This window comes from Natronosalvus amylolyticus (assembly GCF_024298845.1).
Classification (GTDB): domain Archaea; phylum Halobacteriota; class Halobacteria; order Halobacteriales; family Natrialbaceae; genus Natronosalvus; species Natronosalvus amylolyticus.
This window is the reverse complement of sequence record NZ_CP101156.1, coordinates 1,594,204-1,619,979: the sequence shown is the minus strand read 5'-3', so window position 1 is coordinate 1,619,979 and position 25,776 is coordinate 1,594,204. Positions and strand designations below refer to the sequence as shown.

The following is a 25,776-nucleotide window of genomic DNA, read 5'->3' as shown; positions in this document are numbered from 1 at the left end:
CCTGTGTTAGCAGGAGGCTATATGTCTCGCTGCCTTTCGATGGAGCATGAACATGCTCGTCGACGGCGAGTGGCACACCGATGTCGGCCAGTACGCCAGCGATGACGGCTCGTTCGAACGCCAGACGACGACCTTTCGTGACGAGATTCGGGACGACTCGGATGCGCGGTTTCAACCCGAAGCCGGCCGGTATCACCTCTACGTTTCGTACGCCTGCCCGTGGGCACACCGAACGTTGCTCCTTCGGTCGTTGAAGGGGCTCGAGAACGCTATCAGCGTCTCGGTCGTCGACCCGTACCGAGCCGACGATGGCTGGCAGTTTTCGCCCGAGAAAGCCGGCTGTACGGTCGACCACTTACACGGGGCCGAGTACCTGCGCGAACTCTACGTTCGGGCCGACCCGACGGTCACCTGCCGAGTCACTGTCCCGGTGCTGTGGGACAAAGTGGAAAACACCATCGTCAACAACGAGTCGGCCGAAATCATCCGGATGCTCGACACCGAGTTCGACGACGTGGCGAGTACCGACATCGATCTCTACCCGGACGGCTACCGCGATACGGTCGACCGCATCATCGACGACATCTACGAACCCATCAACAACGGCGTTTACCGGGCCGGGTTCGCCACCAAACAGGAACCGTACGACGAAGCTATCGACGACCTCTTCGGCGCGCTCGAGCACTGGGATTCGGTGCTCGCAGACCAGCGTTATCTCGCGGGCGACCGCCTGACAGAAGCCGATATCTGTCTGTTTACGACGCTCGTGCGATTCGATCAGGTGTATCACACCCACTTTATGTGCAACGTCAGGTTCATCCGCGAGTTCGAGCACCTGTGGCCGTACCTGCGCGACCTGTACCAGACGCCCGGCGTCGCCCGGACGGTCGACATGGACCACATCAAAGAACACTACTACACTACCCATCCGGACGTGACGCCGAGCGGTATCGTCGCTCGAGGTCCAGACCTCGATTTCGAAGCCGAACACGCCAGGGACGAACTCGCGGGCGAACCGCCGGTTGGCTCGGTCTCGAGCAGCGGACTGTGATAGCCTGTTGCTTATCGAGAGGCGTACAGTCACGCCCCCCCTTCGCTTACTCGTCGAACTCGAGGGCTGCCGAATTGATACAGTAGCGCTGTCCGGTCGGCTCGGGCCCGTCCTCGAACACGTGGCCGAGGTGACCGCCGCAGTTCGCACACAGGACTTCGGTGCGGCGCATGCCGTGGCTGGTGTCGACTCGCGTCTCGATCACGTCGTCGTCGGCGTCGTAAAAACTTGGCCAGCCACACCCGGAGTGATACTTCGTCTCCGAATCGAACAGCGTCGCACCACACCCTGCACACGAGTAACTGCCGTCTTCCTCGTGATCGACGTATTCGCCGGTAAACGGCCGCTCGGTCCCGGCTTCGCGAAGGATTCGGTACTGCTCGTCTGTGAGTCGTTCACGCCACTCCTCGTCGGTGCCTGGTAACTCGTCTGACTCCTGGCTCATGTCCCTCTCTAGTGGGGCGACGTCAAAGAGTGTGTCTCCCACGATTCGGGTAACAGATTGACTCGAGTGCCGAAACCTACTGGAACCCTGGTACCTACTCGGGGTCTCATCGCCAGCGGCGTTCTGGCCGACGACTCACCGACCCGTGATGACGTTCGTACTCAAACAGTCAGGACACTGGGTCATTCGGCCGAGTCCGGGTACCTCGAGACGAACCCATTGCTCGTCACCGCCGGGGGCTTCGAATCCACAGTTCAGACAGCGCGAGAGCTTCGTGGTTTGCTCCTCGAGTGACATACGATTGCATAGGCTGCCGCCGTTGATAGGGATTTTTGGCGATTCTGCTGACAGTCAACAGCTGACACGAGTTGGATTGTCGTACTCTCTGCCTTTCCGTACCGTCTGGGGAGCTACGGGTATCACTCCACAAGTCTCTCCAGAAACCGGTCGAACGCGCCGCTTTCGGGATGGACGTGGGCGTACGTGCCGAGCGAGCGGTACTCGGTCAGGCCATCGCGGTCGTCGGTGATTCCGGTTCCGCGCTCGACTTCGAACGCAAAGCGAGCGTCGACGTCTTCTCGCAGGGTCGCCCTCGAGTAATGAAACTCGTGGCCGCGAAGCGTGGTTCCACGTCTGGCCGTGAGCGTGTCCTCGAGGGCGACGAGTTCGACGTGGTCGAGTGCCTGGAACCGTTCGTGCATCTGGACGTCTGCAGGGAGGATACCTGCCATCTCGTATCGGTCGCCGTCGACTGTCGTCAGCGACTGGCTCATCGCCATCAACCCGCCACACTCCCCGAGGACGGGTAGGCCATCGGTGGCCAGTTCGCCCAGTTCCTCGAGCGTGCCGCCGGCCGCGAGTTGGGACGCGTGGAGTTCGGGATAGCCACCGGGGAGGTAGACGGCGTCACACGCTGGAACCGGGTCACCGGCAACAGGTGAGAACGAAACCAGGTCGCCGAGTGTGCGAAATCGCTCGAGTGTGGCCGGGTAGCGAAAACAGAAGGCGTCGTCGTCGGCGACCGCGACGGTGACCTCGTGCCGGCCGCTTCGGTCTGTGGACTCCCGTTCGACGCTCGATGGTGGATCCGGCACCCGGGCGAGGGCTGCGAGACCCTCGATGTCGAGCGTCTCCGCGGCTTCCTCGAGCGCATCACTGTCGAGTGACGTTTCTGTCCCCATCTCGAGGCCGAGGTGTCGGTCGGGAATCTCGAGGTCGTCCATCGGCGGAATGCGCCCGAAGTACGTCATCGACTCGGGGAGTGCCTCCCTGATTCCGCGTTCGTGGACACCGCCGTGGGCGCGCTGGGCGACGATTCCGGCGACCTCGATGTCACGGTCGATGTGCTCGGCGTACCGTCGAAATCCCAGCGCTGTCGCCCCAACGCTTTCCATCCCGGCGTTGGCATCGACGACGAGGACCACCGGCAATCCGAGGGTTTCGGCGACCTTCGCGGTGCTCGAACCGTCACCGTCGTACAGCCCCATCACGCCCTCGACGACGCAGAGGTCTCCCTCGCCGTGGGCGTAATTCCGCCTGAGGCCGTCGTCACCACAGAGCCAGCGGTCGAGCGTTCTGGACGGTCGGCCGAGCAGTGCTTCGTGATGGCTCGGATCGATGAAGTCCGGTCCGGCTTTGGCCGGCTGGACGGTGTAGCCGGCGGCCTCGAGGCCACGGGCGATCGCCAACGTGGCGACGGTTTTGCCAGCGTCGGAGCTGACGCCCCCGACGACGAAACCCGGGGGACCTGCGCTCTCGTTGGGTATCGGGTCGCTCATCGATACCACGCCGGAGCTGGATGGAGTGGAAACACGGCTTTTCTCGTCTCGAGGCAATGATCGGGCCGCACATGAGTCTGTGTGGTTCGCCCTCGTTCGGACGACGGGGAACGCAGGCTCTCTGTCCGGCGAAGACTGCATCGACACACAGACTCACGGTCTTCGAGGTCCAACCACGAGTGATGACTGTCAGTCGTACGGTCGAACTCGAGGGACACATCATCGACTCCGGGACGATGGCCCGGTGTTTCGGTGCCGTGATGGATCTCGGTGGCGAGTTCGACGTCGAGGCGTTCGAAGTTGGGCGACACAAACACGAGGAAACGTACTGTCGGATGGAGGTCAGTGCCGAGACTGAAGCCGATCTACGGGCTATTCTTCACGAACTGAACCAGAACGGGGCGACCATTGCCGACCCGCGGGATGCGACGCTCGAGGCAGCGCCGGCCGACCAGGTCGTGCCGGTCGATTTCTATTCGACGACGAACCATCCGACGTCGGTCCGTATCGACGGCGATTGGGTGCCGGTCGAGGAGGCGGAGATGGACTGTGCGCTCGTAGTCGAAAACCGTGACAACGGCGAACCGCGCGTCAAAACGCGGGTACTGAACGCCGTCGAGGAAGGCGATCTCGTGGTCACGGGCGAGACGGGAATCCGTGTCGAACCCCCGGAACGTCCCCGCGGGAAAGGGAGCGCCTTCGGCTTTATGCAAGGTGGGGTCTCGAGCGAGCGCCCCTCGAAGTCCCTGATCGAAGAGATCGCCCAGGAGATGCGCGAAGTTCGCGAGGCCGACGGCACCGTCCTGGTCGTCTGCGGGCCCGCTATCGTTCACGCCGGCGGGCGCGAAGCGCTCGCCGCACTCGTCCGGAACGGCTACATAGACGCCCTCAGCGCGGGGAACGGCTTCGCGGTACACGACCTCGAGCGGGACCTGTATGGGACCTCACTCGGGGTCGATACCGAGACGCTCGAGCACCCACGGAAAGGGCACAAACACCACATCTACACGATCAGCGAAATCGGCCGGGCGGGCGGTATCGAGGCCGCGGTTGCCGAGGGATTGGTGGACAGCGGCGTGATGTACGAGTGTGTGGAAAACGACGTGCCCTACGTACTGGCCGGATCGATTCGAGACGACGGGCCCCTTCCCGACACCATCACGGACGCCATCGAAGCCCAGGACGCCATCCGCGAGCAGGCCCACGAGGCCGACCTGGTGTTGATGCTCTCGACGCTGTTGCACTCGGTCGCGGTCGGTAACTGTCTTCCATCGACGACGAAAACCGTCTGCGTCGACATCAACCCGGCAACGGTCACGCAACTGCTCGACCGCGGCAGCGCACAGGCCATCGGGATGGTCACCGACATCGGGACGTTTCTGCCGATGCTCGCCGACGAGTTGCTCGAGTGAGTCATACGGTCTGTTGTAACCCTCTACCAGTGATTGCCGACGCCGGGAGAACCAGTAAGAGACGACGGTAAACCGTAGCAGCCACCGGTTTGTATGGGTAACGTCGAGTGTCAGAGAGATGGTAACCGAGTGTCACAACCTCCTCCCGTCTCAGTAGTCGACGATACAGTATTCATACGCGACCTGGCTGCTACAGTGTCGATACGCAACCTGGTGCTACATGTCGATACTCGAGCGAGCCGTCTCCTGTTGAGTTGCCCTCACTTCCTTCATGTACTCGATTCAGCCATCGCCTGCCGGCGCCGCCTCTATCCGGTCACGCTCGCTCTGGTCAGCCGCATCCGGGCCGTCCTCGTACGGATCGGTTCGGTCACCAGTAGCGTTACCGTCGTCCCCGTTCTCTTCTCGGTCTGTCACCGGCTCCTGTCCCTGGTCTTTGTCAGTCGAGTTGGTTTCTTCTCGTGCGTTCTCCAGCCAGGCCGGTTCATCGACTGCCGTCTCGTTTTGGGGGCTGTACCAAAGGGTCTCTCGAACAGTTGCCGTTTCCCCATCGTGTGGCATCCGGGTTCTATCGACCGCGATCTCGCCTTCGAGCGAGGCGTACGCGATTCGTCCGTCGTCGGTAAGATAGAGGTCGACCGTGAAGCCGTCGTCGTCGAAGGCACTGTAGTTGACCGGTGTACTCGAGTGGAGGTGATAATATCTGTCGCCGTCTTCCTCGTACACCGTTAGTTCGTACTCGTGGGCTTCGGTAAGGATTTCTCCAGCCGTCGTACGACCACCAGCGAAATAGTACGCCTCCTGGCTGTAACTGACGGTTCCATTCTCGAGTGTGTGCCGACTGTACGCTTCCGTATTATTGTAGAACGTTTCGATCGTCGAGCGGTCACGCAACTCCGGATGTACCCCATCGGGATGCACTAGCGTTCCGTCGAACGATTCACGTATTAGTCCTGTACCGTTTCGATTATCCCACTGGCCGTGTGCGGTGTTGTCAATCGCAACTGTCCCGTTGTCCAGGACGATTGTCGATCGATACTCCATAGTAAACGTGCTGTCATCGAACGCGTCGACATGCATGCGTCTGAGGGTTCCTGTAGCGATTTCAGTGGGCTCCGTCGAGAGTCCGGGCAATAGGTTCTGGCTGGACCCACCGGTCTCTGTTTCGATCGTTTCGGGGTCTAACGGTTGTTCAACCCCGTAGGGTGTGCGGTCGCTCTCACTCTCGAACCCCACAGTAGTGAACCCACTACAGCCTGCTAACAGCGTCAGGCTGACCACAGCCAGAACGAGACTGACGCGTTTGTCCACGTTGGGCTTTCATCCCCGCATAAAATATAGTTTATTAAACCATTCCACGTTCTGTTTTGACCGCCGTTGCTTTCTCTGATCTGCTTTCAGTTTTCGCTTATTCCGACTCGGGTTCGGAATCGTCGGCCTCGGTGTCCGTTTCGGTCTCTTCACGGGCCTCCTCGAGCCACGCAGGCTCCTCGAGGGTCGTCTCGTCGATTCCGGTCACGGCCGCTAACTCGGTGTGGGTTGCCGTCATATTTTCCGCATCGAAATCGGTCGAAATCGCCGCCATATCGAGTTCGCCCTCGAGTTTCGCATAGACGATGACACCATCTTCGTCGAGAATCACTTCCACTTCGAACGTATCCTCGACGAAGGTGTCACTGTCGTGCTCTCGAGGGGTCGTCGAATGCAGTCTGTAGTAGCGCTGGTCGGCATCGTACACCTCGACATCATCATACGATTCAGCCCGAAGGAGAATCGATTCGGCAGGCGAATAGTAGCCGACGAATCCCCTGTCGTCCGCTTCGTACTGCACTGAGCCGTTTGCGTGTTCGTAACGTCCGAATGAGTCAACATCACCCGGGTCCCATTTCTCGACCCGTACTGGCGGATCGAAATCGTCGCCATATCCGCGCCAGGTCGGTTCACTCCCGTTGAGCTGTTCTGTCAAGTGATAGGCGTTCGTCGTCGGGTCGTGCCGAAGTTCGGCGGTATTGTCGGCGAGTGGCGTTCCGTTTTCGAGGACGGTTTCGGTCTCGAACAGGTAGGTCCGAGACTGGTCGCCTAACGCATTTTGATGTTCCTGTCTGAGTCTGTCCGTATCGATTTCGTGGGTCTCGTCGCCCGGCAGGCCGGGCAACAACTGGTCAGTATCGGTCGGCTCGCGCTCGTCGGTTATCTCGTCCGGGTCGATCGGGGCGTCGACGGTGTAGCTATCGCGGTCGACGTCGGTGTCGAAGGGATCTGCGGCGAGACTACTGCAACCGGCCAGCGTGACCAACAGGACGACCGGGAGGGCAACGAGGAGGGCGCGTTGTGTCACGGTCGCGTATTTTATGTCTTCGGATAAATACTTTCTTCAGTGCTATCTCCCTGGGATTCGGACGGTGGAACTCGAGGGAAGTTGGGACGGCTACTCGAGTTAGGGGTTCGTTGCAGAAACTGCTTCGTAGCCATGAACTATCGTCGCGATAGTCATATATAATGCATACAATTGTGTTCTCCTCACGACGGTGTGTGACCGTCGAATCGAAAGCGGAAACCAGCCTGGTGAGGGATGTCTTTTTTATAGTTATCTGACGTACGAGAATACACTCAGTCGCCGCCACTACGGTCGATGAGGGTGATTATGGAACAAGAACACGTACATGCGGGCAAGGAGATTCAGCGTCGAACTGGGAAGACGTTCTATCTCGCAACCCGTTTCCTCCCAAAACGAGTTCGCGACCCGACCCACGTGCTGTACGGCTTTTTCCGTATTGCCGACGAAGTCGTCGACGACGCCGGCGACACGCCACCGGACGAACAGGCCGACCGCCTCGAGACACTCCGCGAGCAGGCACTCGGTAACGAACCGACCGACGATCCGGTGTTACAGGCGTTTTGTTCGGTTCGGGAACGATACGCCATCGCCGATCACGAGGTCAACGAGTTCATCGACGCGATGAAGACCGACATCGACACCGACCGGTACGAAACCTACGACGACCTCGAGGAGTATATGCGCGGCTCTGCGGCGGCCGTCGGCGTGATGATGACGGCGATTATGGAGGCCGACGACCCCGACGCTGCGCTCCCCCACGCCATCAAACTCGGCGAAGCGTTCCAGATGACGAACTTCCTGCGTGACGTCCGCGAGGACGTCGTCGAACGCGACCGCATCTACCTTCCCCTCGAGACGCTCAAGGATCACGGCGTGACCGAAGACCAGGTCAGAAACTTCGAGATGAGCGAGCGGTTCGCGACGGCGATGGCGGAGGAACTCTCACGGACGGAGTCGCTGTATCGCCAAGGGGTTGCCGGTATCAGATATCTTCCGGAGGACTGTCAGCTTCCGGTCTTGCTGGCATCGGTGTTGTACGCCGAACATCACGCACTCATCCGCCACAGCGGCTATGACGTCCTGACGAACGAACCGTCGTTGTCGACGGCCAGAAAACTCTGGTGTGTCGCGAAAACGCGGTGGCACTGGCACTGGAACCGCGACCCTGAGGCTGTGTTCCGCCGAGTTTCTGCGGTTCCCAGCGCCGAACGGCGACAGGCGGGTCCCGGCCCAGGCGACCGCGTACCGACGCGATAGCTGTTCTCGAGGCGCTCCCGCTCGAATTCGCCTCTCGAGAATAGCTACTGATTTAGGATTAAAAACCTATCGACGCTGAACTAAACCAATACTGATACTATAGTCTGTAACTATGCTATTTATAGCAAACCGAATGGTGGCATCTCCTTATCGGTTTCCGACTCGAGTCCGGATCGGTTGGGGCATCGCATCGATGACCAACTCGAGGTCGTAGCGGTCCGTACTGAACAGGCCGAGACAGAAGACGCCGGCGACGGCGGCCGCGATCCAGTTGCCATAGAGCAGGTTGATCGAACCCCAGAGCAGGACGAAGCTGACCAGGTCGTCGAGGATGAACGTACACTCGCGAACGCGCTCGAGCAGGGCTTCGCGGTCGAACGCCAGGTCGACGAGCACGACGGCGACCGTACCCGAAATGACCCAGCCGACGTAGTTCGAGACGGGGACGCCGTAGTAGACGCCGCTATCGAACGCCCAGAAGCCGACGGCGACGGCGGCGGGGTCGAGCACGAGGTCGATGGCGACGACAGCGGCGATAGCCGAGAGGAGTCGCACGACAGGGTTGTCTGCCAACGGGCCCAATACGAGCAGCGTGAGCAGATAGGCGTTGAGAACCAGGGGGATGAAAAACAGCGGCAGTGCCAGCGGTACCTCGCCAAACAGCATCGGGCCCAGTTGGATGGTGTACTCGAAGGCACCGTAGGGCCAGTCGGTCCGGACGCCGACGATTTCGATGGCGTAGGTGTACGCCGTCAGGAGCCCGAGACAGCCGATCGCCCACCAGCCGATCTTCGGGAGCAATCCGACGACCAGTGGGGAGCGCATGACGAGCGTCCCAAAGAGGATCAAGAGCGGATTGTACTCGAGCGGTGCCGGAAGCAGGCCTTCGGCACTGCCGACGAGCGTGAGCGCGCCGACGACCGGAAAGACGACGGCGATGGTGAAGCGATTCTCGCTGATGAGGGTCTCGAGACGGGTCTGGACGGTCGCTCTATCGATTCGCCCGGTTTGCCCGCTCGTCGCTGTCATTGATTGTCAGGTTCGCCTGAACGGTTACCCGTGTTTCGGTCCGTGTGCGCTGTTCGAATCGGTGTGGGTTGTCCGGTCGTCGGCCTCATCCGTGAACCACCATCCAGAGGCCACCCATCGTCAGCGTCGCGCCGACGGCGGTGTTGATCGCGGGGAACCACCAGTAGGCTCGAGCGACACCAACGCTCGAGGTCGCGAGGGCGACGATGAGCAGCGGATAGACGGCCATCACGAGCCCGAGTCGATACTCGAGTGTGCCAAAGGCGACGGCGGCGGCGAGCCACACCACGCCGCAGTAAGCGTAGGTTCGCCTTTCACCGAGGACGGTGGCTGTCGTCCGGATACCTGCGCGGCGGTCGGGATCGATGTCGGGTATCGCGGAGAACGTGTGCATCCCCATCGCCCACAGCCACGCGCCCGCGATGGCGACGAGTGGTGGGTTCGCCCCCGCAATAGCCGCGTACGCAGCGATACCTGGCGTGACGTACAGCCCGTTCGAGACTGAATCGAGTACTGGTGTTGTCTTGAACCGAAGCGGTGGGGCGCTGTAGCCCGCTCCCAGCACGAGGAAGAGTGCGAGCCAGGGCCAGGTGACCGACGGCAACCACGGGAGCAGCGCCAGCGGGGCCACCGCACAGGAGGCGACGACTGCGGGCACGAACCGCTGTCCCTCGTAGCGGGCCTCACGGTCGTCTTTTTTCGGATTCTCGGTGTCGATCTCCCGGTCGTAGATGTCGTTGATACCGTACAGAAACACGTTCGCCGGGAGGAGGAAGTACGCAAACAGCGCGACGGCTGCCGGGGCAAACAACTCGGCTGTCGTCTCGGCCGCGTACGCGACGCCGACCAGCACGGGGCCGGCGAGATACAGCCAAAAGCGCGGCCTCGAGAGCGTGAGCAGATACGACAGGTGCTCGAGGGCGCTCCCGTCGTGACTCGTCTGGCTGTTCGCGGTCATCAGGCCACCGGTTCCGTTTCTTGCAGTGAGTGTCCACGCGGTGGTGTCTCGAGCGGGTCTACAGGTGCCGTTGGCCCGGGCGAGCGTGAACGTGTCGTCGTCTCGAGCGAGTCTCGGTTCATCCTCGAATTAGCCGTGATCTTCGAACACTTTTTCGGCGGTCAGTTCGCCGCTGATGAGACACATCGGGACGCCGATGCCGGGGGTCGTGTACGAGCCGGTAAAGTAGAGTCCGTCGACCGCTTTCGAGCGGTGTGGCGGGCGGAACAGGGACGTCTGACGGAGGGTGTGAGCCATCCCCAGTGCCGTGCCAGCGTAGCTGTTGTAGCGGTCGGAAAAGTCCTCGACGCAGAAGGATTTCTCGTAGACGATACGGTCGCGGAGGTCGGTTCCGGTGTGGTCGGCAATATCGGACAGCACGAGGTCGCGGTAGGATTCGCGCAGTTCGGGGGTATCCTCGAGGCCGGCGGCGATGGGGACGAGCACGAACAGGTTACTGTGGCCCTCGGGAGCGACGGTGTCGTCGGTTTTGGAGGGAACACAGAGGTAGTAGGCCGGGTCGTCGGGCCAGGCGGGGTCGTCGAAAATCTGCTCGAAGTGTTCCTCCCAGTCGGTCGGGAGCACCAGCGTGTGGTGGGCGAGTTCGGGAACGTCGCCCTCGACACCCATGTAGAGCAAAAACGCGGAGGGTGCGTAGGTTCGTGAGTCCCAATAGTCGGCGTCGTAGCCCCGCTGTTCGGGCGTCAGCAGTTCCTGTTCGGTGTGAGCGTAATCAGCGTTACTCACGACGAGGTCTGCGCGGAGCGGCCCGTCGGGCGTTTCGACGAGGAACGCCCCCTCTCGTCCCTTGATCGCCGTGGCAGGCCGGTCGGTATCGTAGGTGACGCCGAGTTCGCTCCCGACCTCGACGATGCCGTCGATGACGCCGCCCAGTCCGTTTTCCGGATACCAGACGCCGAGGTTGAAATCGACGTGACTCATCAGGTTGTACAGCGCCGGCGTGTTTCGAGGCGAGCCGCCCAGAAACACCAGCGTGTACTGCATGATCTGCTGGAGTTTCGGGTGATCGAAGTACTTCTCGACGTGACCCTGCATCGACCCCAAAAGCGAGAGGCCGCGGGCCTGACGGGCGATGTCCAGATCGAGGTAATCGCGCAGCCGCTCCCGATCCTCGTAGACGAAGTGTTCCATCCCGACCTCGTAGTTCTCCTTCGATTTCTCGAGGTAGCGCTCCAGCGCTTCCCCGGCACCCGCTTCGTAGGTCTCGAAGATGTCCTTGGTTCGCTCGAGGTCGGGCGTGATATCGACCTCGTCACCGTCTTTGAAGAAGATTCGGTAGTGGGGGTCCAGATGCGTCAGGTCGTAGTAGTCGGTCGGCGTTCGGTCGAAGTGGCCGAAAAACCGCTCGAAGACATCGGGCATGAGATACCACGATGGACCCATATCGAAGCGAAAGCCCTCGGCCTCGAGACGACTTGCCCGGCCGCCGAGCTGTTCGTTTTTCTCGATGACGTGAACGTCCGCACCCGCGTCAGCGAGATAACACGCCGTCGACAATCCGCCAACTCCGGCACCGATCACGACGACCGACTCTCCTTCCAGCGATTGCATGGTAGAATGTGGTATCGGCTGGGTGATAAACGTGTGTCATACACTGGTAGGGTTTCGTGGTGTTCGGCGCGAAACCGGTAGCCAACAACCGGTTCCGGTGGGTTGGTATCCGTCCCGTTCGTAGACACCCACATGAACGAGTCAACGGTCGTCATTACCGGCGGTACGGGCGGTATCGGGAGTGCCGTCGCCGCGGCGTTCTGTGCGACGGGCGCAACGGTCGTCATCGGCGCTCGAGACGCGGCACGAATCGACGAGACGGTTTCCACCCTCGAGTCTACACACGAGGACGCAACCGTCGACGGGGTCCGAACCGACGTCAGGGACGAGTACGACTGCGAACGTCTGATGGAGACGGCATCGAGAGCCGGTCCGACTGGCGGTATCGACGTGGTCGTCGCCTGTGCGGGTGTCTACCACGGCGACGCGGGACACACGCCGACCGACGGAGAACCCTACAGCCGGTTCGACGACCACCTGGGAACGAACGCTCGAGGCGTCTTCGCGACGATCACCGAAGCGCTCCCCCACCTGAACGACGGGGCTCGCGTGCTGGTTCCAACCGGGCAAATCGCTCGCGAGGCCAAACCGGGCTACGGCTCGTACGCGATTTCGAAAGCGGGGGCCGAGGCCGTGGTTCGCGGATTCGCCGCCGACACGGAGTACGTAGTGGGCTGTCTCGAGCCGGGCCAACTCGCGACGGAACTCACGGGTGGGAAGGGTCGTGACCCCGAATCTGTCGCCGGGATGTTCGTCTGGGCGGCGACCGAGTGTGATGATGATGCGCTCGACGGTGAGATCGTTGGATTACGGGAGTGGAAGCAGGCGACGCGGTAGTGATCAGTAATCGGTAACGAACCCAAACGGAAAGAGACGACAACAACTTCTATCAGTCGACGATGAGCGACGTGTCCGTTTTGCATATCGGCTGTGAGTAGCAGTCGTAGTTTCACCCCGAGGATAGTACCGTAAACTCAAGCTGAAGTCAGAAATCCGTCGACGAACATCAGTACCGACAGGACGATGATCGGAACGACAAGTATCATGATCCCGCGGTTGGGAAATATCCAGATTCCTGTGGGAACGCCGACGAAGGCAGAGATGCCACACAACGCCAGGAGTCGTCTATCAGTAGGTGTACTCACGACTCGAAATGTTTCCACGCAGTGATAAATTTGCCCATCAATGATAGAGCCGAACAGTATCTGCAACGAATCGAACGGCACCTTGCCCATTCTTGAGCCGGATCACAGGACCCGATCGCTATCGGGGTTCTCGAGGTCCCACAACAACTCGGGTAAAAACGCCTCGAGGTTCTCGATCACGCGTCGTTCGCTCACGTTCAGTCCCTCGCAGTGTTCGTGTGCGGACTCCCGAATGTCGACGTGAAGGCCGTCGTCTTCGAGCCAGACGCCCAGGGGGAACACCGAACAGCGGGTCGGTTTCCAGTCTTCCTCGAGATGGAGCGAACACAGTCCGTCCTCGCGCAAAAAGGCACATGCCTGGCCGTCAGGCCCGACGTGTTCCTCTCGGGGTTTCTCCTCGCGGGTGACGAACGGTTCGCCGCGAAACTGGGTCGTGGTGTCGGCGAGGTTCGCTCGCTGGGCCAACTCGAGGAGGTCCCGGTCGTAGAGCAAGACGCCGTGATGACAACACCAGGTGCAGTCTTCGACGCACTCGAAGGTGAGGTCGGGATCGAACTCGACAACTACCTCGCGACCGGGGTAGACTTCGACTCGAGGCGATTTCGTGGTTCCTGTCGCCTCGGTGTGGTCGACCGCCTCGGTGTGGTCGGTCGCCCTCTCTTCGAAGTTCGGTTCGTCTGCTGGCCCGTTCACACACGACTCGAGTGGACGCGGACGGAAAGCGTCTTCGTCACGAGGGGGCGCGCTGGCGAAACGGTTAGTGGCTTGTTTGCCCGTTCTCGGGGCCACCAAGCACGGAAACCGACACTCGATGGTTGTCTGTATCCTCCTGGAACGCGCTCGAGTCGACGAGCGAAACCGAGTCGACGATAGCGCGGCGAGCACGCGTTCGCCAGTCGTTGACGGCGTCGCCGTGGTGCTCGAGGTCGGGGGTGTCATCGTCCATGCTCTCGCTTTCATCGGCCGGTTCCCCACCTGGCTCGAGCGTCGGATACGCGCCGACCACCTCGTCTTCGAGCAATCGGGCTGGCTCGAGGTGGAGTGCGCCGGTTGCACTCGAGTCGTCGTGTTGAAAGACGTGGATTCGGGCCCGCATTCGTCCGTGAAACGGCGGGGTCACGCGCAAAACCGCCGTGGCCGGGTTTTCGCGCGTGTAGACGAACGCGTCGAGCACGTCGTCGGCGGTGACGGCGATCGAACGGATGACGAGCGGGTCGTTCGCCTCGTCGCTCATTGGGGGTGTTTGGGAGCGGACGGAGTTATACTGTGGGCTCGGGGACGAGGCCACCGGATTCAACGATCATCGGGCTCGAAAACCGACGCTTGGACGTCGGTCGACACGCCGTACTCGGCCGTGTCGACGTCAGCTGGAATCGTCGCGTCCGTTTCCTGGTATCGTGACTCGAGGGCGCTCGAGAGTGCCTCCCGGACGCAGGCGCGAGTCCCTGCACCGACCGGAGTGCCGCTGCCGGAAAACGCCTGCTCAGGTCCCGCGGGGTCGTGACCAACGACGAGTGCGTCGGTCGTGGTTCCGGGAAACCCGGTCTGCGCCAACAGGGTGGTCGCCTTCGCTTCGGCGGCGACGGCCAGCAGGTTCTCGAGGGCCCCGGCTGCGAGCCGACAGCTAGTGGTGACGATGAGGTTGACGGTTCCGACGGTCGGGGATTCGCTTTTCGGTGGTGACGTCTCGCCATCGCCAGCAGCTCCATCCTCGTCAGTCTCGAGAGCGCCGTCGGGTAGGTCGCCGCCAGACGGGTCCATCGGGAGTGCGGCAGGGTTCGAGACGCCGGCGGTCGCGTAGACGGTGACGGGCCCACAGCGGGCACCGCGAGCGTGTTGCAGGTCGACGCCGGTGAGCAACACGGGGGCCTCGAGGTTGGTCTCGACGTCGCGTTGGGTGTGGCCCCCCTCTTCGGCCTCGAGGAATCCCGCTCGCTCGAGACGGCCCTCGACGTACGGGGCGAGGTCGGTGCAGTGCCAGCCTTCGGGTACCGAGATGTTGTAGGCGCGATCGCCTCGATAGCGACCGCCGTTCCAGCCCGTCGACAGCCACTCGGCGTCCGACCGCTCGACACACAGGACGCCGTCGGTGCGCGTCCCTCTCGAGCGAGAATTCCCGGCTGACTCAGGCATCACACAGCACCTCGAGTAGCCTGTCGTTCGTCTCGCGCTCGGCCACGGCGACACGGACGTGACGCTCGAGCCCCTGGAAGGTTCGGCAATCCCGGAGGACGACTCCGGCGTCACGGGCTCGCTCGAGTAGATCCTCTACCGGTTCCGTGGACTCGAACAGGAGGTACGGCGCGACGGAGTCGTAGACGTCGTAACGTCCGTCCTCGAGCAGTGCCGTTCGGACGCGTTCGCGCTCCGAATCGACTCGTGCTCGCGTCTCGCGGACGAACGCCCGGTCGCGCATACAGTGAGCGCCAACGGCGGCTTCGGGCGTTCCGAGCGACCAGGCTCGGCGTGCAACCGCGAGCCGCTCACCGAGGTCGCCAGTTGCGACCGCAAATCCGGCTCGGAGACCCGGCAGGCCGAACAGTTTGGTCAGCGAGCGAGCCACGACGACGTGTTCGAAGCCGCGGGAGGCCATCGACGGTCGGTCGGTAAAGCCCAGGAAGGCCTCGTCGACGAGCAGGGTCGTTCCGGCGTCCCCACACCGCCGGGCAAACGCCTCGAGGCGTTCGTTCGAGGGGCAGTCACCGGTGGGGTTGTTGGGCGTACAGCAGACGGCGAGGTCCGCCTGCTCGAGGTGAGGAACCTCGAGGTCGTACAGATCGTCGTGGGGAACGAACGCCGGGGTCGCGCCCTGGAGACGGACTTCTCGGGCGTACTCGCCGAAACTCGGATACGGGACGAGTGCGGTGTCACCCGCTTCGAGCGTGCACTCCAGGCTGAGCCGAATCGCGGCGAGGCCGCCGGGGGTCGCAATCACCGCGTCGGGCGTACAGCCGACGTACTCCGCTGCGGCTTCTCGAAAGACTGGGTACGTATCGTCGGGATACCGGCGGGCACGTTCGAGGGCGTCGGCGTAGACGGTTTCGACTCCGTCGGGAATTTGCGGGTTGATGTTGGCCGAGAAATCGAGAAGTGAGCGGTCCGGTTCGCCGCCGTGGGGAACCCGTCCCGTTTCGGCGATGCTATCGGGATGCATGGTCCTCCGGGTGGTTCGAATTCGCTCTCGACCTCGCGTCGTCGACGGTCGCGGCCGTCGTTTCGGTTTCGTTCTCGAGACTCGAGCCCGAACGCTCCCTCTCGTCTTCGATACCGAGGCGGGTACAGACGGTTTCTATTCGCCCTCGAACCGTCGCCATCTCGCCGGCCGGTACGAGCGAGAGGGCGCCGCCCATGGCAACGCCCTCTTTGGCCTCGCCGGCACAGTACCGTGCCATCGAGACGTGGCCACTTCGCTCGAATTCGGGGTCGGTAACGGTCACTATCAGGTCCAGGTTCTCACTCGCGCTCTCGAGGTCGACGGCCGGGTCGGCGGTGACGAACGACGTGGTCGCCAGTTCGAGCGGGCCGTCGATTCCGGCGTGTCGAACCGCTGCGGCGACGGCTACCAGCTGGGTGCCGCCAGCAAGTGTGACACGGACGCCGCGCTCGAGCGCACCGGCGGCCACGCCGGCGACGGCCGCCTGGACGGGGTCGCCCATCGCCCGTATCGCCTCGAGTGGAGAGCCGGCACAGTCGCCGGGTGCGAGCCCGCTTGCGGTGAGTCCCTCGTTGACGACCGTCCGTTTTCGCTCGAGCGGGTTTTCGGGGAGCGATGAAGAGACCTCGAGCGGTTCGCCGAGTGCTCGCATGACGCCAAGCGCGGTCGTCGTCCCGCCGGGAATCGTTTCGCCGATCAGGACGCGTTCGTCCGGCAGGTCCTGACCGAAGGCGTAGGCTCGTTCGTACAGGTCGGTGGCGTCCGGGACCGCAATGCGCTCGCGGATATCCGTACCGGGATCTGCCTCGAGGTCGACGGTCGGCGCGGCGGTCGGTTCGGCCAGTCCGGCGTCGAGGACGGTCACGTCGAATCCCAGCACCTCTCTGACGGCACGGGTGATCGCCGCGGGCGTCGGACAGCCCGTGGGGCTGACGGGCGTTACGGGGGCGGCGGTCGGCTGCCCGTAGACGAGAATTTCGGCGTCGGCCGAGGGCGTGTGCCCGAGCAATGCTGGGGACGCCCCGGCCGCACTGATGCCGTCGATCAACCCGGTTTCGGTCGCGCCGGCGGCGAGAATTACTCGCATTCGTTTTCCTCCAGTGCCGAACGCAACCGTTCGGTCGCTCGAGCGTCCGTTCGTCTGTTGACGTTACTGGCGAGTCGTAGGTCGTAGCTGGTGTGTGTCATCGTTCGGTGTTCGCTGCCGACGACGTTGACCCCGGTCGGCGCGAGGTGTGGCTGGCCGTGTGCGACCGTCTCGACGGAAAAGCCGAGTCGCCGTTTCACGCTGACGGGGACACAGACGGTCATCGACGGCGTTTCGGACGAATCTGATTTCGCCGTGTTTCCGGCGACTGCAGCCCGATACCTACCGACGGTTCGTTCGACGACGGGTGGCTCGAGCAACGGCAAATCGGCCGTCACCGTCAGGATCGGTGTCGATACGCCCGGTCGCTCGAGGACGGACTGGAGGTCGGTGACGTAGCCGTAACCGGGCGTGTCGACGATCTCGAGAGAGTCGGGTAACTCGTGGCTGTCGGCCACGCGCTCGAGGTGGCGTCGGGTTTCGGGAGCGTTGGGTGAGACGGCGGCGAACACCGTCTCGAGTGTGTCGGTCTCGAGTGCGTCCAGCACCCGGTCTATCATGGGCTGGCCGCCGACTTCGAACAGTGGCTTCTCGAGGTGGGCCTCGAGTCGGCTTCCCTCGCCGCCACACATCACCAGCACGTCCACGCGATCACCCCCAGATGCAGGCCGAGGAGTCGACTCACTTCGTTGGCCGCGCCGAAGACGTCGCCGGTGACGCCGCCCAGTCGCCGTCGTGCCCACCACCAGGTCAGTGCCGTGCCGGTGAGTGCGCCGACGAAGGTGAGGGCTGCAACCGGCGTCGGCCACGAGAGGGCGATGACCGGGAGGCCAACCGCGAGCGGCAAGACGACTTTTTTTGGTGTCAGCGATGCCGTGAATTGCGCTCCAAAGCCCTCGTGGGCTGCCCGGCCGCCACAGGCGAGCAGGGCCAGTCCGGTTTTTGCGCCCACCTCGGCGGCGAGGACGATAGCCACGGCGACGAGGAGTGGGGCTCCCGACAGGGTAAATCCTGCCAGTGCCACCCCGATCAGTACGGCCCCGACGGCCAGCAAAGCACCGACGCCGGTCGTGGTGTCTTTCAGGACGCGTCGACGGCGTTCGCTGTCGCCGTGGACGACCAGCGCGTCGCCGACGTCGGCCACGCCATCCAGGTGGTTGATCCCGGTGACCAGATACACGGCCAGCAGGTAGCCAAACGCGACGGTGGCATCTGGGACGCCGTCGCCCAGGACGAACACCAGTGCCGTCAACCCACCGACGAGCCAGCCCACCAGTGGAAATGCCGCGGGGGTCGTTCGAAACGCGTTCCAGTCTCGTTCGGACGCGTCGGCTCCCGCTCGAGGGACCGGGAGTTGTGTCAGAAACGTGATGGCACCACGGAGTCCCCGAATCGCCGTTTTCCCTCGCTCGAGTGGACGCTGAATCGGACCATCACGACGCGCCATCAGGTTCTCACCCCCTGAAGCCGCCTCCACAGGCGGCCGAGGAAGTCTCGAATCCACTCGAGAACGCCGAACACCGACTCGAGGGCTCCGAACATCATTTCCAGGCCTGCGTGCAGTGGTGGGGCGAGGATGCTCTCGAGCGCGGGTGCGTAGACGGCGGCGACGGCTGCCAGTCCGACGGCGATAACGGCTGCCCCGCCGACGATGGAGACAGCGCGGTTGCCGTCTTCCACCGTCGGCTGCGGTCCGTCCGGATTGAGGACGTATGCGCCCGGTTTCTCGAGTCGAACGTCCAGCCCGCTCGCGAGCGTCGCCATGGGCCACCCGGAGTTCGGCGAGGCCGGGACGCGAGCCCACGCCCGTGCGTGAGCGAGTGCGCCCGGTCGGCGACTCGCCAGGGCGAGACAGCAGGCGCTCACTCGAGCGGGCACGTACATGACGGCGTCGTCGAGTCTGGCACTGGCGGTCCCGATGGGTTTCGACGGGTAGCCGAGCATCGAGTCGAGCGTGTTGACGGCTTTGACCCAGGCGACGACGGCCGCCGCGGTCGGCAGCGAAATCGGTGCCAGCAACGCGAAGGGAAGCAGCGTCGAGACGAAGCCGTCGGCGAGATTTTCGGCCACGCTCTCGATGGCTGCCGAGCGAATTCCGGCCCCGTCCAGGGCTTCGGTATCTCGGCCGACGAGGCTCCGAACCGCTTCGCGCGCGGACTCGAGGTCGCCCGCCGTTGCGTCGACCACTTCGCGGGTGATATCGAGGAGCATTCGAAGGCTAATGGTCAGAAAGAGGACGATCGCAGCGACGATTGCACCGATCATCGGCGCGACCTCGAGTGCCAGCAACACGGCACCGCCAGCAACGAGCGCAGGGAATAGCGGCAACACAGTTGCGATCGCGATGCCGGCCTTTCGCGCATCGAGCAGCGGCCACTCACGGTCGACGGCGCCGACGAGGCGACCGAACCATGCCACCGGATGCAGCGTGGTTGGGGGTTCGCCAAGCAGCAGGTCGAGGCTGAAGGCGAGTCCGATAATCGCCAGCGTCGTGAGCGTCACGGTCGGTCGTCACCTCGAGCGTCTGGGTTGTTGTCTCGAGCGTCTCTCGCCGTCTCGAAGTGTGCTGTCAGTGCGGCTAGCACGTCTTCGAGCGGCGTCCGGTCGAGTAGAAGTGCGGTCCCGCCGAGGGCCTCGATACCGCCGTCGGTCAGTTCGTCATCGCCGACGTGGACGAGAGCAGTCGGGTCCACGCCGAGTTGCTCTGCAGTCGTTTCGAAGATTTCTGGGGCGGGTTTACGCCAGCCACAGCCGACGCTCGTAACGATCACGTCGAAATCGTCTCGCTCCAGGTCGGACCTGACCAGCGTTCGGCCGACCAGTTCCGGCACGCTACAGTTCGAACAGAGGGCGACCGGCCCGTGCTCTCGAGCGGCCTCGACGGCCTCGAGCGCACCGTCCCGGGTGTCGACGACCGGGTCGAACGCGGCGACTACGGCGCGCCTGACGACGTTGCCGTGCCACTCGACGCCAGCGCTCGAGAGGGCTCGGCTTACGTGTGCCGGGAGCGGAACCTCCGCGCCGTCGGGGGCGTCGATATGCGACTGGACGTAGCGGGCCGACCAGTCGTCGGGGACTCGAACGTCTCGTGCCTCGAGTTCCCTTGCGATGGCTGTCGCGGGGTTGGTCGGGCGGTCAGCAGTGACGAGCGTGCCGAACAGATCGAACGAGACTGCCACGTACGTGTGACTTGTACAAGTTGACTTTACCTTGTCGACTGCGGGCGTTTCCCTGCTACCGTCCTCCGGACACTATCGAGCGGAATCGTTCGACTGCTCGAGTATGACTCGCATTCGATGAAGTGCCTATCCCGTGTCAAATATTGTGCCTGTCTGATACGATGACTTTAAGAACCCTGTGTTCCTGTAATGATTCATATGGCATTTGGTACAAAATCTGGAGGTATAGGGGTTATCGACCGGTTCAAAACCGGGTGGACGCTCACGAAAGACAGCTTCAGCGTGATCCGTCATCACCCGAAACTCATGGTGTTTCCACTGCTTGCTGGCATCTCGAGTTTCTTCTTTTTCCTCATCTTTTTCGTTCCACTGTTGATCGCCAATCTGGTCGGAAGCGGCCTCGAGTACATCGTGCTCTTTGCGCTGTACTTCGTCACGACCTTTTTCAGCACGTACTTTTCCGCCGCGCTCGTCTACGGAGCCAACGAAGCGTTCCACGGCCGGGAACCGGGGCTTCGCGACTCGATGAAAGCGATCAACGGCCGACTCGGACCGATCGTCGTCTGGTCGGCGATCGCAGCCACCGTCAGCATCATCATCAAGTCACTCGAAGAGTCTGACAACCCGATCGCATCGATTTTAGGGACGCTGTTCGCGGTTGGCTGGTCCATCATGACGTTCTTCATCGTTCCCGTGATCGTCTTCGAAGACGTTTCGGTGACCTCGATGTTCAAAAAGAGCGGCAGTACGTTCAAAGACACCTGGGGTGAAACCATCGGTGCTGGCTTCGGTATCAGCCTCATTTCGGTGCTCATCGGTATCGGACTGATCGCCATCGCGCTCGTCATCTCGGTTCCCGTGGCAGCCGTGTTCCCCGGACCTGGCATCGTGCTCGGCATCATGCTCGTCGGTGGCGCGTTCGTCATGGCGTACTTGCTCAACCAGACCGTCTGGGGCATCGCCAAGACGGCCCTGTACGTCTACGCGAGAGAGGGCGAACAACCGGAGGAGTTCGAAAACTTCGACTTCGAGAGCCTCGGCGGCCGTGCGGAAAAGCCCGCCGAACCGGGCGGGCAGAGCACTGGCGGCATCAAAGCGGACTAGTACGCCGTCACTCACCGAACTCGGCGACCCCGACCGACACGTTCTGGCGTGACGAACCACCACCTTCGACTCGCGGTCGTCCTGCAACACTCGAGTGAGCACATTGCTCTCGTCGTTTCCGCGGCGATAGATTGCAGTACGTCCCTCGAGGGAGCGTCGTCGCCTCTCTTTCGGGACTCTTCCCGTCCCCTCGCCGATCAACAATAACGGCTATTACCCCGGCCCGACGCTACGATGACATATGCGTTCCCGCTCGCGCCTCCACGCTGGCGCTCGACGCGCTCGCCGACACCTCCATCGATGCGTTCGGATCGACGCGCGAGCACTGGCGATGTTTCGCGTTTCGCTCGCCCTGTTGATTCTGGCTGATCTGCTGTTGCGTTCACGGAACTTCACGTTTTTCTACACCGAACACGGCGTCGTGCCACGCTCGCTGGCACGGGAGTTGTCCGCTGACTACGCCTTCTCGTTCTACCATCTCTCGACCAACACGACGGTGATAGCGGCCCTGTTCGTCATTCAGGCGCTGTTTGCTATCCAGCTCCTCGTTGGATACCGTACCACGTTTGCGACGGTCGTGTCGTTCCTGTTCGTCGTCTCGCTCGACCACCACAATCCGCTCGTATTGAGCTACGCCGACGTCCTCTTCCGGCTGCTCATGTTCTGGGCGATTTTCGTTCCCCTTGGTGAACGCTGGTCGGTCGACGCGGTCCACCGGCGACGGGAGCCGCGAACGGCCGTCGCGGGTATCGCGACGGCGTTTATTCTGGGACAGATGGTCTACATGTACGTCACCAACGGCATCATCAAATCCGTCTCGAGCACGTGGCGAAGCGGCAACGCTGCGCCACGAGTCCTCGGCCTCGATGAAATGACGTTCCTGCTCGGGGACACGGTTCGACAGTTTCAGACGTTCCTCGAGTTCGGCGGCCTGCTGTGGTACGTGATGATGGTCTGTGGCTGGGTGTTGCTCGTCACCTACGGTTGGTATCGGATACCGTTTCTCCTGTTGTACATCGGCGGCCACCTCTCGTTTGCGCTGACCGTCCGAATCGGCGCGTTCGCCTACGTCGCATTGGCCGGATTGTTGTTGTTTGTCCAGACGCCGGTTCTGGACACGCTCGAACACTGGCTTCGGAGGGCTGGTGAACGCTCACCGAGTCTGCAATCGTTGGCGCGACACCTCGAATCGATGCGACATCGGCTTCGCTCTGTCGGCGCTCGACTTCCCCCACCACATCCGCGATGGACGACTGACCGTGTCCGACGGGCGCGTGCGAGGATTCACGGCGCAACATTGCGACTGATCATCGTCACTATCGTCTTCGTTGGCGTCGTCCTGGTCGCACAGACCGCCGGTGCGGTCGCCGACCACGACGGGTCGGAACCGCTCGAGGAGGTCATCGACCGGACCGTATCAGAGACGCTCGAGGAGACGACGGGAGTCAAACAGGTCAACACAGTTGCCTCGGCGATGGCTATCGACCAGCCCGTCGGTTGGGGTGTGTTTGCGCCGAACCCGCGAACGACCGATCGGTACTACGTCTTCTCTGCTACCACCGAATCCGGTGAGTACGTCGACGTGTACAGCGACCGGCCGCTCGCATACGACCGGCCGTTCAACGAACTCCAGCGGCAGTACGGCACCTACCGCGAACGGTTTTACATGAATAGCGTTCGACGGGGTGGCTCGAGTACAGACACGGCCGCAATTCTGGCCGAATATCGCTGTGCCGAGTGGGAGGCCACACACGGTGAACGTCTCACGCACCTGAACATGTACGTCGTCAGTGAGGAGGTGACGAGAGCAACCGTCGACAGCCCCGAAGACCGCGACCGAAGCTATCGGCTATTCTATCGCCATGGCTGTGGTGATAACGAACCGATGACGTTCGAGCCACCCGAGTAATAGCAAACTGTCTTCTCGTCTCCGGCGCCGGAGACGAGATTGCACGCACGGGCGGCCCTCGAGTCGATGTTTGGTCGTCCTCGAGTCAGGGTAGAGAATCCGTCGACGGTTAGAACGCGACTAGGCCAGACGGGCGAACGCCAGGTTGCCCGAGATGTTTTTGATGTAAATTTCGACGACGTCCCCCTCACTCGCGCCGGGGACGAAAATCGTGTACTCGCCTTTCTCGGCGACACCGTCGCCTTTCCGGCCCGTGCCGGTGATCTCGACGGTGTAGGTTTTCCCCTCTTCGACGGCATCGCGCTGTTGTTGTTGCTGGCTCGTGGTCGAGCGCTTGGTCACCGGACGGAACGCGCCACAGGCGTCACAGCGCAACATCGGCGTCCGGTCCTCGCGAACCAGACGGGTGTCGGGCAGGCCACACTCCGAACAGCGAACGTACTCCTCGACGTAGGCGTCGACGGCTGCATCGAAATCTTTCGCGGAGAAGCTTCCGTTGTATCGGCCACGACCATCGCCGAGTTTTCCGCTGGTCCCCAGTTCACGCTGGACGAACCGGTGGAGGTGTTCGGTCTCTCTCGAGAGACTGTCGGCGATATCACCGAGGTTGGTAAACCTGGTGAACGCACCGTCTTTGTGTGCTTCCGCATCAGGCACCTGCAGTCGCTCGTCGCTACCCCCGATGTCGGGGACGTTCTCCATCGCTCGGTCGAGACTGGCCTCGTAATCCATATTCGAGGCAAGTAGCCGGTGACGTAAAGCCGTTCTGCTCTGGCTATCCGGAAGCCCTGGGCTGGAGAGCGGTGTTTTGAACGTCTCTCACTTCGTGGTCACCTGTTGGCTCGGCTCGTCCTCCGACGACGAGTCGTGGTCTCCGACGTCAGAGCCTATATGGGTGGTCTCGAGGCCATCGTGACTTACCGCCACGCAGACCACCCCGATGTTCCACTCCTCAAATCGCCAGGCTGAGGCGACCTGGCACGTGTAACCAGTTCCAATCCACTTTTCGCACCGATTTTCGAAATCGGGAACCATCGGTAAACGCTCTGAAAGCAGCGTTTACGGCGAAATCACTAGGTACTACAAAACGGCAGCAAAGGAGGTCCGCTCTCCCCGATTATGAACAGATGAGAGACGATCTCGCTCTCCGTTCGCGAGCGTGCGACTCTCGTGTTCAAATCGGCTCGATTGGACGTTTCACTGCTCACTGTCGTTCGCAGTAAAAGTCCGCTCTCCCCGATTTGAACGGGGGACAAGTCGATCTACAGTCGACTGCTCTACCAGGCTGAGCTAAGAGCGGTCACTCGTATGTAGCAGACGAATCCGGTATAAGGGTTATTATTTCGTCGGCCCGAGCGCGTGTGTGACACTCGTCAGACAACGGAACAAACTTGATATAGAATGGCTCACAATAGGTGCAGTAACTCGGTATCGATCATGGGTAAAATAACGTTCCGCGCGGATGACGAACTCGTCGCCGAACTCGAGGCGTTCGACGCCTCGAAAAGCGAGGTCATGCGCGAGGCACTCCGGACGTATCTCGATGCGCACGCGGCAGACGGTGTCGCCGATTCTCACAGCGACGTCGCTACCCAGAGCCGTGCGCGCGAGGACAGTCTCGATGCCCTGATCGAAACCCGAATCGACAGCCTACTCGCCGAGCGGTTCGAGGGCAGTCACGTCGGAAATCGGCCCCGAGAGGGCGGCCAGGATGTCAACGTCACGATTGCACTCGAAGGAGTGTCTGAGCACGCACGCCTACAGCACCAAGATCAGTCTGCAGTCGACGCCAAGCAGGACGGTGCCCACACTGGTGTTCGAACCAACGCGAACGAGGCCTCGAGTTCGGCTCCTGGTCGACACAGCGTGGGATCCGTAAACGGGGAAAACTCCGGTGAAAGCCACACTCACTCGAGAGACCAGAGCGAACCAGCTCGTGCCTGTGGACAGTGTGGATCGGCCCTCGGCGCTGATCACGTGTTCTGTCCGAACTGTGGAGAGAAAGCGTCACACCGGTTGTTCTGTGAGTGTGGTGACGAGATCAGGTCCGACTGGTCGTTCTGTCCGAGCTGTGGCCGCCGAACGCCCGCAGCGGACGTCCTCGAGTCCGACGGCGTGTGACTGTCATACGCATACGACAGTCGTAAGACGAAAACAATCACTCTCGCCGATAGTTTTATAATGGGTCGCGCTGTTGGCTTCAGCTACGTAAGACGAGTGTCTTACACGGGGGAATACAGGCCCACAAATCGGCGTACGTCTGTCGGTTTACCGTGTAAGACACACCGCGTCTGATGAGGCGCGCACCGTCTTACAACA

26 protein-coding genes and 1 tRNA gene are annotated in these 25,776 nt (G+C 62.1%); 7 read left to right on the top strand and 20 right to left on the bottom strand.

Annotated features, from left to right (window positions below):
• Window positions 1-46: 46 nt before the first annotated feature.
• Window positions 47-1,051 carry a glutathione S-transferase family protein gene (locus NLK60_RS07690; protein ID WP_254810298.1) on the top strand — a complete coding sequence of 335 codons (1,005 nt, stop codon included), beginning with the start codon at window positions 47-49 and terminating at the stop codon, window positions 1,049-1,051.
• A 46-nt stretch (window positions 1,052-1,097) separates the two neighbouring features.
• On the opposite strand, the gene msrB is transcribed toward NLK60_RS07690, so the two are convergent.
• The 3 genes from msrB to NLK60_RS07675 form a co-directional block, all read right to left on the bottom strand.
• Complete coding sequence (gene msrB / locus NLK60_RS07685; protein WP_254810297.1) at window positions 1,098-1,496, bottom strand: peptide-methionine (R)-S-oxide reductase MsrB; 399 nt, start codon at window positions 1,494-1,496, stop codon at window positions 1,098-1,100.
• Window positions 1,497-1,631: 135 nt separating this feature from the next.
• Complete coding sequence (locus NLK60_RS07680) at window positions 1,632-1,793, bottom strand: hypothetical protein (RefSeq protein ID WP_254810296.1); 162 nt, start codon at window positions 1,791-1,793, stop codon at window positions 1,632-1,634.
• A gap of 122 nt (window positions 1,794-1,915) precedes the next feature.
• Window positions 1,916-3,274, bottom strand: a complete 1,359-nt coding sequence (locus NLK60_RS07675) for a cobyrinic acid a,c-diamide synthase (RefSeq protein WP_254810295.1) — start codon at window positions 3,272-3,274, stop codon at window positions 1,916-1,918.
• A 182-nt stretch (window positions 3,275-3,456) separates the two neighbouring features.
• Between NLK60_RS07675 and NLK60_RS07670 the strand changes: the two genes are divergently transcribed.
• Window positions 3,457-4,686 (top strand): ornithine cyclodeaminase, nickel-pincer nucleotide-dependent, encoded by a 1,230-nt coding sequence (locus tag NLK60_RS07670; RefSeq protein ID WP_254810294.1) that lies wholly within the window; start codon window positions 3,457-3,459, stop codon window positions 4,684-4,686.
• A 282-nt stretch (window positions 4,687-4,968) separates the two neighbouring features.
• On the opposite strand, the gene NLK60_RS07665 is transcribed toward NLK60_RS07670, so the two are convergent.
• Window positions 4,969-5,997, bottom strand: a complete 1,029-nt coding sequence (locus tag NLK60_RS07665; protein ID WP_254810293.1) for a hypothetical protein — start codon at window positions 5,995-5,997, stop codon at window positions 4,969-4,971.
• Window positions 5,998-6,094: 97 nt separating this feature from the next.
• A complete protein-coding gene (locus tag NLK60_RS07660; RefSeq protein WP_254810292.1) occupies window positions 6,095-7,024 on the bottom strand; it encodes a hypothetical protein in 930 nt (309 codons plus the stop codon).
• 306 nt (window positions 7,025-7,330) lie between these two features.
• Here NLK60_RS07660 and NLK60_RS07655 point away from each other — a divergent pair, with 306 nt between their 5' ends.
• Window positions 7,331-8,281: a phytoene/squalene synthase family protein gene (locus tag NLK60_RS07655; RefSeq protein ID WP_254810291.1), complete on the top strand. Its 951-nt coding sequence runs from the start codon at window positions 7,331-7,333 to the stop codon at window positions 8,279-8,281.
• Between the two features lie 147 nt (window positions 8,282-8,428).
• Here NLK60_RS07655 and cruF read toward each other — a convergent pair whose 3' ends face one another.
• The 3 genes from cruF to NLK60_RS07640 all read right to left on the bottom strand — a co-directional run bounded on the left by cruF (window position 8,429) and on the right by NLK60_RS07640 (window position 11,879).
• Window positions 8,429-9,310, bottom strand: coding sequence for a bisanhydrobacterioruberin hydratase (cruF, locus tag NLK60_RS07650; RefSeq protein WP_254810290.1), 882 nt, complete (start codon window positions 9,308-9,310; stop codon window positions 8,429-8,431).
• An 85-nt stretch (window positions 9,311-9,395) separates the two neighbouring features.
• Window positions 9,396-10,268 (bottom strand): prenyltransferase, encoded by an 873-nt coding sequence (locus NLK60_RS07645; protein WP_254810289.1) that lies wholly within the window; start codon window positions 10,266-10,268, stop codon window positions 9,396-9,398.
• A gap of 129 nt (window positions 10,269-10,397) precedes the next feature.
• Window positions 10,398-11,879, bottom strand: coding sequence for a phytoene desaturase family protein (locus NLK60_RS07640; RefSeq protein ID WP_254810288.1), 1,482 nt, complete (start codon window positions 11,877-11,879; stop codon window positions 10,398-10,400).
• A 132-nt stretch (window positions 11,880-12,011) separates the two neighbouring features.
• Here NLK60_RS07640 and NLK60_RS07635 point away from each other — a divergent pair, with 132 nt between their 5' ends.
• Window positions 12,012-12,716 carry an SDR family NAD(P)-dependent oxidoreductase gene (locus tag NLK60_RS07635; protein ID WP_254810287.1) on the top strand — a complete coding sequence of 235 codons (705 nt, stop codon included), beginning with the start codon at window positions 12,012-12,014 and terminating at the stop codon, window positions 12,714-12,716.
• A gap of 137 nt (window positions 12,717-12,853) precedes the next feature.
• Here the strand turns inward: NLK60_RS07635 and NLK60_RS07630 are convergent, their stop codons facing one another.
• The 10 genes from NLK60_RS07630 to NLK60_RS07585 all read right to left on the bottom strand — a co-directional run bounded on the left by NLK60_RS07630 (window position 12,854) and on the right by NLK60_RS07585 (window position 20,444).
• Complete coding sequence (locus NLK60_RS07630; protein ID WP_254810286.1) at window positions 12,854-13,024, bottom strand: hypothetical protein; 171 nt, start codon at window positions 13,022-13,024, stop codon at window positions 12,854-12,856.
• Between the two features lie 102 nt (window positions 13,025-13,126).
• Complete coding sequence (locus NLK60_RS07625; protein WP_254810285.1) at window positions 13,127-13,717, bottom strand: YkgJ family cysteine cluster protein; 591 nt, start codon at window positions 13,715-13,717, stop codon at window positions 13,127-13,129.
• A 64-nt stretch (window positions 13,718-13,781) separates the two neighbouring features.
• On the bottom strand, window positions 13,782-14,258 hold the full coding sequence (locus tag NLK60_RS07620; protein ID WP_254810284.1) for a DUF8009 family protein: 477 nt from the start codon (window positions 14,256-14,258) through the stop codon (window positions 13,782-13,784).
• A gap of 59 nt (window positions 14,259-14,317) precedes the next feature.
• On the bottom strand, window positions 14,318-15,157 hold the full coding sequence (locus NLK60_RS07615) for an adenosylcobinamide amidohydrolase (RefSeq protein WP_254810283.1): 840 nt from the start codon (window positions 15,155-15,157) through the stop codon (window positions 14,318-14,320).
• The gene (locus NLK60_RS07610; protein ID WP_254810282.1) at window positions 15,150-16,178 is read right to left on the bottom strand and encodes a threonine-phosphate decarboxylase; all 1,029 of its coding nucleotides are present in this window, start codon (window positions 16,176-16,178) and stop codon (window positions 15,150-15,152) included. The genes NLK60_RS07615 and NLK60_RS07610 overlap by 8 nt, the downstream gene beginning before the upstream one ends.
• The gene (cobT, locus tag NLK60_RS07605; RefSeq protein ID WP_254810281.1) at window positions 16,165-17,265 is read right to left on the bottom strand and encodes a nicotinate mononucleotide-dependent phosphoribosyltransferase CobT; all 1,101 of its coding nucleotides are present in this window, start codon (window positions 17,263-17,265) and stop codon (window positions 16,165-16,167) included. The genes NLK60_RS07610 and cobT overlap by 14 nt, the downstream gene beginning before the upstream one ends.
• Window positions 17,256-17,897 (bottom strand): NTP transferase domain-containing protein, encoded by a 642-nt coding sequence (locus NLK60_RS07600; RefSeq protein ID WP_254810446.1) that lies wholly within the window; start codon window positions 17,895-17,897, stop codon window positions 17,256-17,258. The genes cobT and NLK60_RS07600 overlap by 10 nt, the downstream gene beginning before the upstream one ends.
• A complete protein-coding gene (gene cobS, locus NLK60_RS07595) occupies window positions 17,897-18,712 on the bottom strand; it encodes an adenosylcobinamide-GDP ribazoletransferase (RefSeq protein ID WP_254810280.1) in 816 nt (271 codons plus the stop codon). The genes NLK60_RS07600 and cobS overlap by 1 nt, the downstream gene beginning before the upstream one ends.
• Window positions 18,712-19,767 (bottom strand): adenosylcobinamide-phosphate synthase CbiB, encoded by a 1,056-nt coding sequence (cbiB, locus tag NLK60_RS07590; RefSeq protein WP_254810279.1) that lies wholly within the window; start codon window positions 19,765-19,767, stop codon window positions 18,712-18,714. Before cbiB ends, cobS begins: the two co-directional genes overlap by 1 nt.
• Window positions 19,764-20,444 carry an HAD family hydrolase gene (locus NLK60_RS07585; RefSeq protein ID WP_254810278.1) on the bottom strand — a complete coding sequence of 227 codons (681 nt, stop codon included), beginning with the start codon at window positions 20,442-20,444 and terminating at the stop codon, window positions 19,764-19,766. The genes cbiB and NLK60_RS07585 overlap by 4 nt, the downstream gene beginning before the upstream one ends.
• A gap of 198 nt (window positions 20,445-20,642) precedes the next feature.
• On the opposite strand from NLK60_RS07585, the gene NLK60_RS07580 reads away from it, so the two are divergent.
• A complete protein-coding gene (locus NLK60_RS07580) occupies window positions 20,643-21,548 on the top strand; it encodes a DUF6159 family protein (RefSeq protein WP_254810277.1) in 906 nt (301 codons plus the stop codon).
• Window positions 21,549-21,789: 241 nt separating this feature from the next.
• Window positions 21,790-23,457, top strand: coding sequence for an HTTM domain-containing protein (locus NLK60_RS07575; RefSeq protein ID WP_254810276.1), 1,668 nt, complete (start codon window positions 21,790-21,792; stop codon window positions 23,455-23,457).
• A gap of 120 nt (window positions 23,458-23,577) precedes the next feature.
• Here NLK60_RS07575 and NLK60_RS07570 read toward each other — a convergent pair whose 3' ends face one another.
• Together NLK60_RS07570 and NLK60_RS07565 are read right to left on the bottom strand one after the other, a co-directional pair.
• Window positions 23,578-24,189: a translation initiation factor IF-2 subunit beta gene (locus NLK60_RS07570; protein ID WP_254810275.1), complete on the bottom strand. Its 612-nt coding sequence runs from the start codon at window positions 24,187-24,189 to the stop codon at window positions 23,578-23,580.
• A gap of 494 nt (window positions 24,190-24,683) precedes the next feature.
• Window positions 24,684-24,757 (bottom strand) — tRNA-Tyr (locus tag NLK60_RS07565).
• A gap of 137 nt (window positions 24,758-24,894) precedes the next feature.
• Between NLK60_RS07565 and NLK60_RS07560 the strand changes: the two genes are divergently transcribed.
• Window positions 24,895-25,578 carry a double zinc ribbon domain-containing protein gene (locus NLK60_RS07560; protein WP_254810274.1) on the top strand — a complete coding sequence of 228 codons (684 nt, stop codon included), beginning with the start codon at window positions 24,895-24,897 and terminating at the stop codon, window positions 25,576-25,578.
• Window positions 25,579-25,776: the final 198 nt, after the last annotated feature.

What these genes read in the sequence shown, in the direction of transcription:
- NLK60_RS07560 (WP_254810274.1), top strand. Translation starts at nt 24,895, where the DNA reads ATGGGTAAAATAACGTTCCGCGCGGATGACGAACTCGTCGCCGAACTC.
- NLK60_RS07580 (WP_254810277.1), top strand. Translation starts at nt 20,643, where the DNA reads ATGGCATTTGGTACAAAATCTGGAGGTATAGGGGTTATCGACCGGTTC.
- cruF (WP_254810290.1), bottom strand. Translation starts at nt 9,310, where the DNA reads ATGACAGCGACGAGCGGGCAAACCGGGCGAATCGATAGAGCGACCGTC.
- msrB (WP_254810297.1), bottom strand. Translation starts at nt 1,496, where the DNA reads ATGAGCCAGGAGTCAGACGAGTTACCAGGCACCGACGAGGAGTGGCGT.
- NLK60_RS07675 (WP_254810295.1), bottom strand. Translation starts at nt 3,274, where the DNA reads ATGAGCGACCCGATACCCAACGAGAGCGCAGGTCCCCCGGGTTTCGTC.
- NLK60_RS07635 (WP_254810287.1), top strand. Translation starts at nt 12,012, where the DNA reads ATGAACGAGTCAACGGTCGTCATTACCGGCGGTACGGGCGGTATCGGG.
- cobT (WP_254810281.1), bottom strand. Translation starts at nt 17,265, where the DNA reads ATGCGAGTAATTCTCGCCGCCGGCGCGACCGAAACCGGGTTGATCGAC.
- NLK60_RS07680 (WP_254810296.1), bottom strand. Translation starts at nt 1,793, where the DNA reads ATGTCACTCGAGGAGCAAACCACGAAGCTCTCGCGCTGTCTGAACTGT.
- NLK60_RS07570 (WP_254810275.1), bottom strand. Translation starts at nt 24,189, where the DNA reads ATGGATTACGAGGCCAGTCTCGACCGAGCGATGGAGAACGTCCCCGAC.
- NLK60_RS07620 (WP_254810284.1), bottom strand. Translation starts at nt 14,258, where the DNA reads ATGAGCGACGAGGCGAACGACCCGCTCGTCATCCGTTCGATCGCCGTC.
- NLK60_RS07575 (WP_254810276.1), top strand. Translation starts at nt 21,790, where the DNA reads ATGCGTTCCCGCTCGCGCCTCCACGCTGGCGCTCGACGCGCTCGCCGA.
- NLK60_RS07640 (WP_254810288.1), bottom strand. Translation starts at nt 11,879, where the DNA reads ATGCAATCGCTGGAAGGAGAGTCGGTCGTCGTGATCGGTGCCGGAGTT.
- NLK60_RS07610 (WP_254810282.1), bottom strand. Translation starts at nt 16,178, where the DNA reads ATGCATCCCGATAGCATCGCCGAAACGGGACGGGTTCCCCACGGCGGC.
- NLK60_RS07600 (WP_254810446.1), bottom strand. Translation starts at nt 17,897, where the DNA reads ATGTGTGGCGGCGAGGGAAGCCGACTCGAGGCCCACCTCGAGAAGCCA.
- NLK60_RS07670 (WP_254810294.1), top strand. Translation starts at nt 3,457, where the DNA reads ATGACTGTCAGTCGTACGGTCGAACTCGAGGGACACATCATCGACTCC.
- NLK60_RS07645 (WP_254810289.1), bottom strand. Translation starts at nt 10,268, where the DNA reads ATGACCGCGAACAGCCAGACGAGTCACGACGGGAGCGCCCTCGAGCAC.
- cobS (WP_254810280.1), bottom strand. Translation starts at nt 18,712, where the DNA reads ATGGCGCGTCGTGATGGTCCGATTCAGCGTCCACTCGAGCGAGGGAAA.
- NLK60_RS07615 (WP_254810283.1), bottom strand. Translation starts at nt 15,157, where the DNA reads ATGCCTGAGTCAGCCGGGAATTCTCGCTCGAGAGGGACGCGCACCGAC.
- NLK60_RS07690 (WP_254810298.1), top strand. Translation starts at nt 47, where the DNA reads ATGAACATGCTCGTCGACGGCGAGTGGCACACCGATGTCGGCCAGTAC.
- NLK60_RS07655 (WP_254810291.1), top strand. Translation starts at nt 7,331, where the DNA reads ATGGAACAAGAACACGTACATGCGGGCAAGGAGATTCAGCGTCGAACT.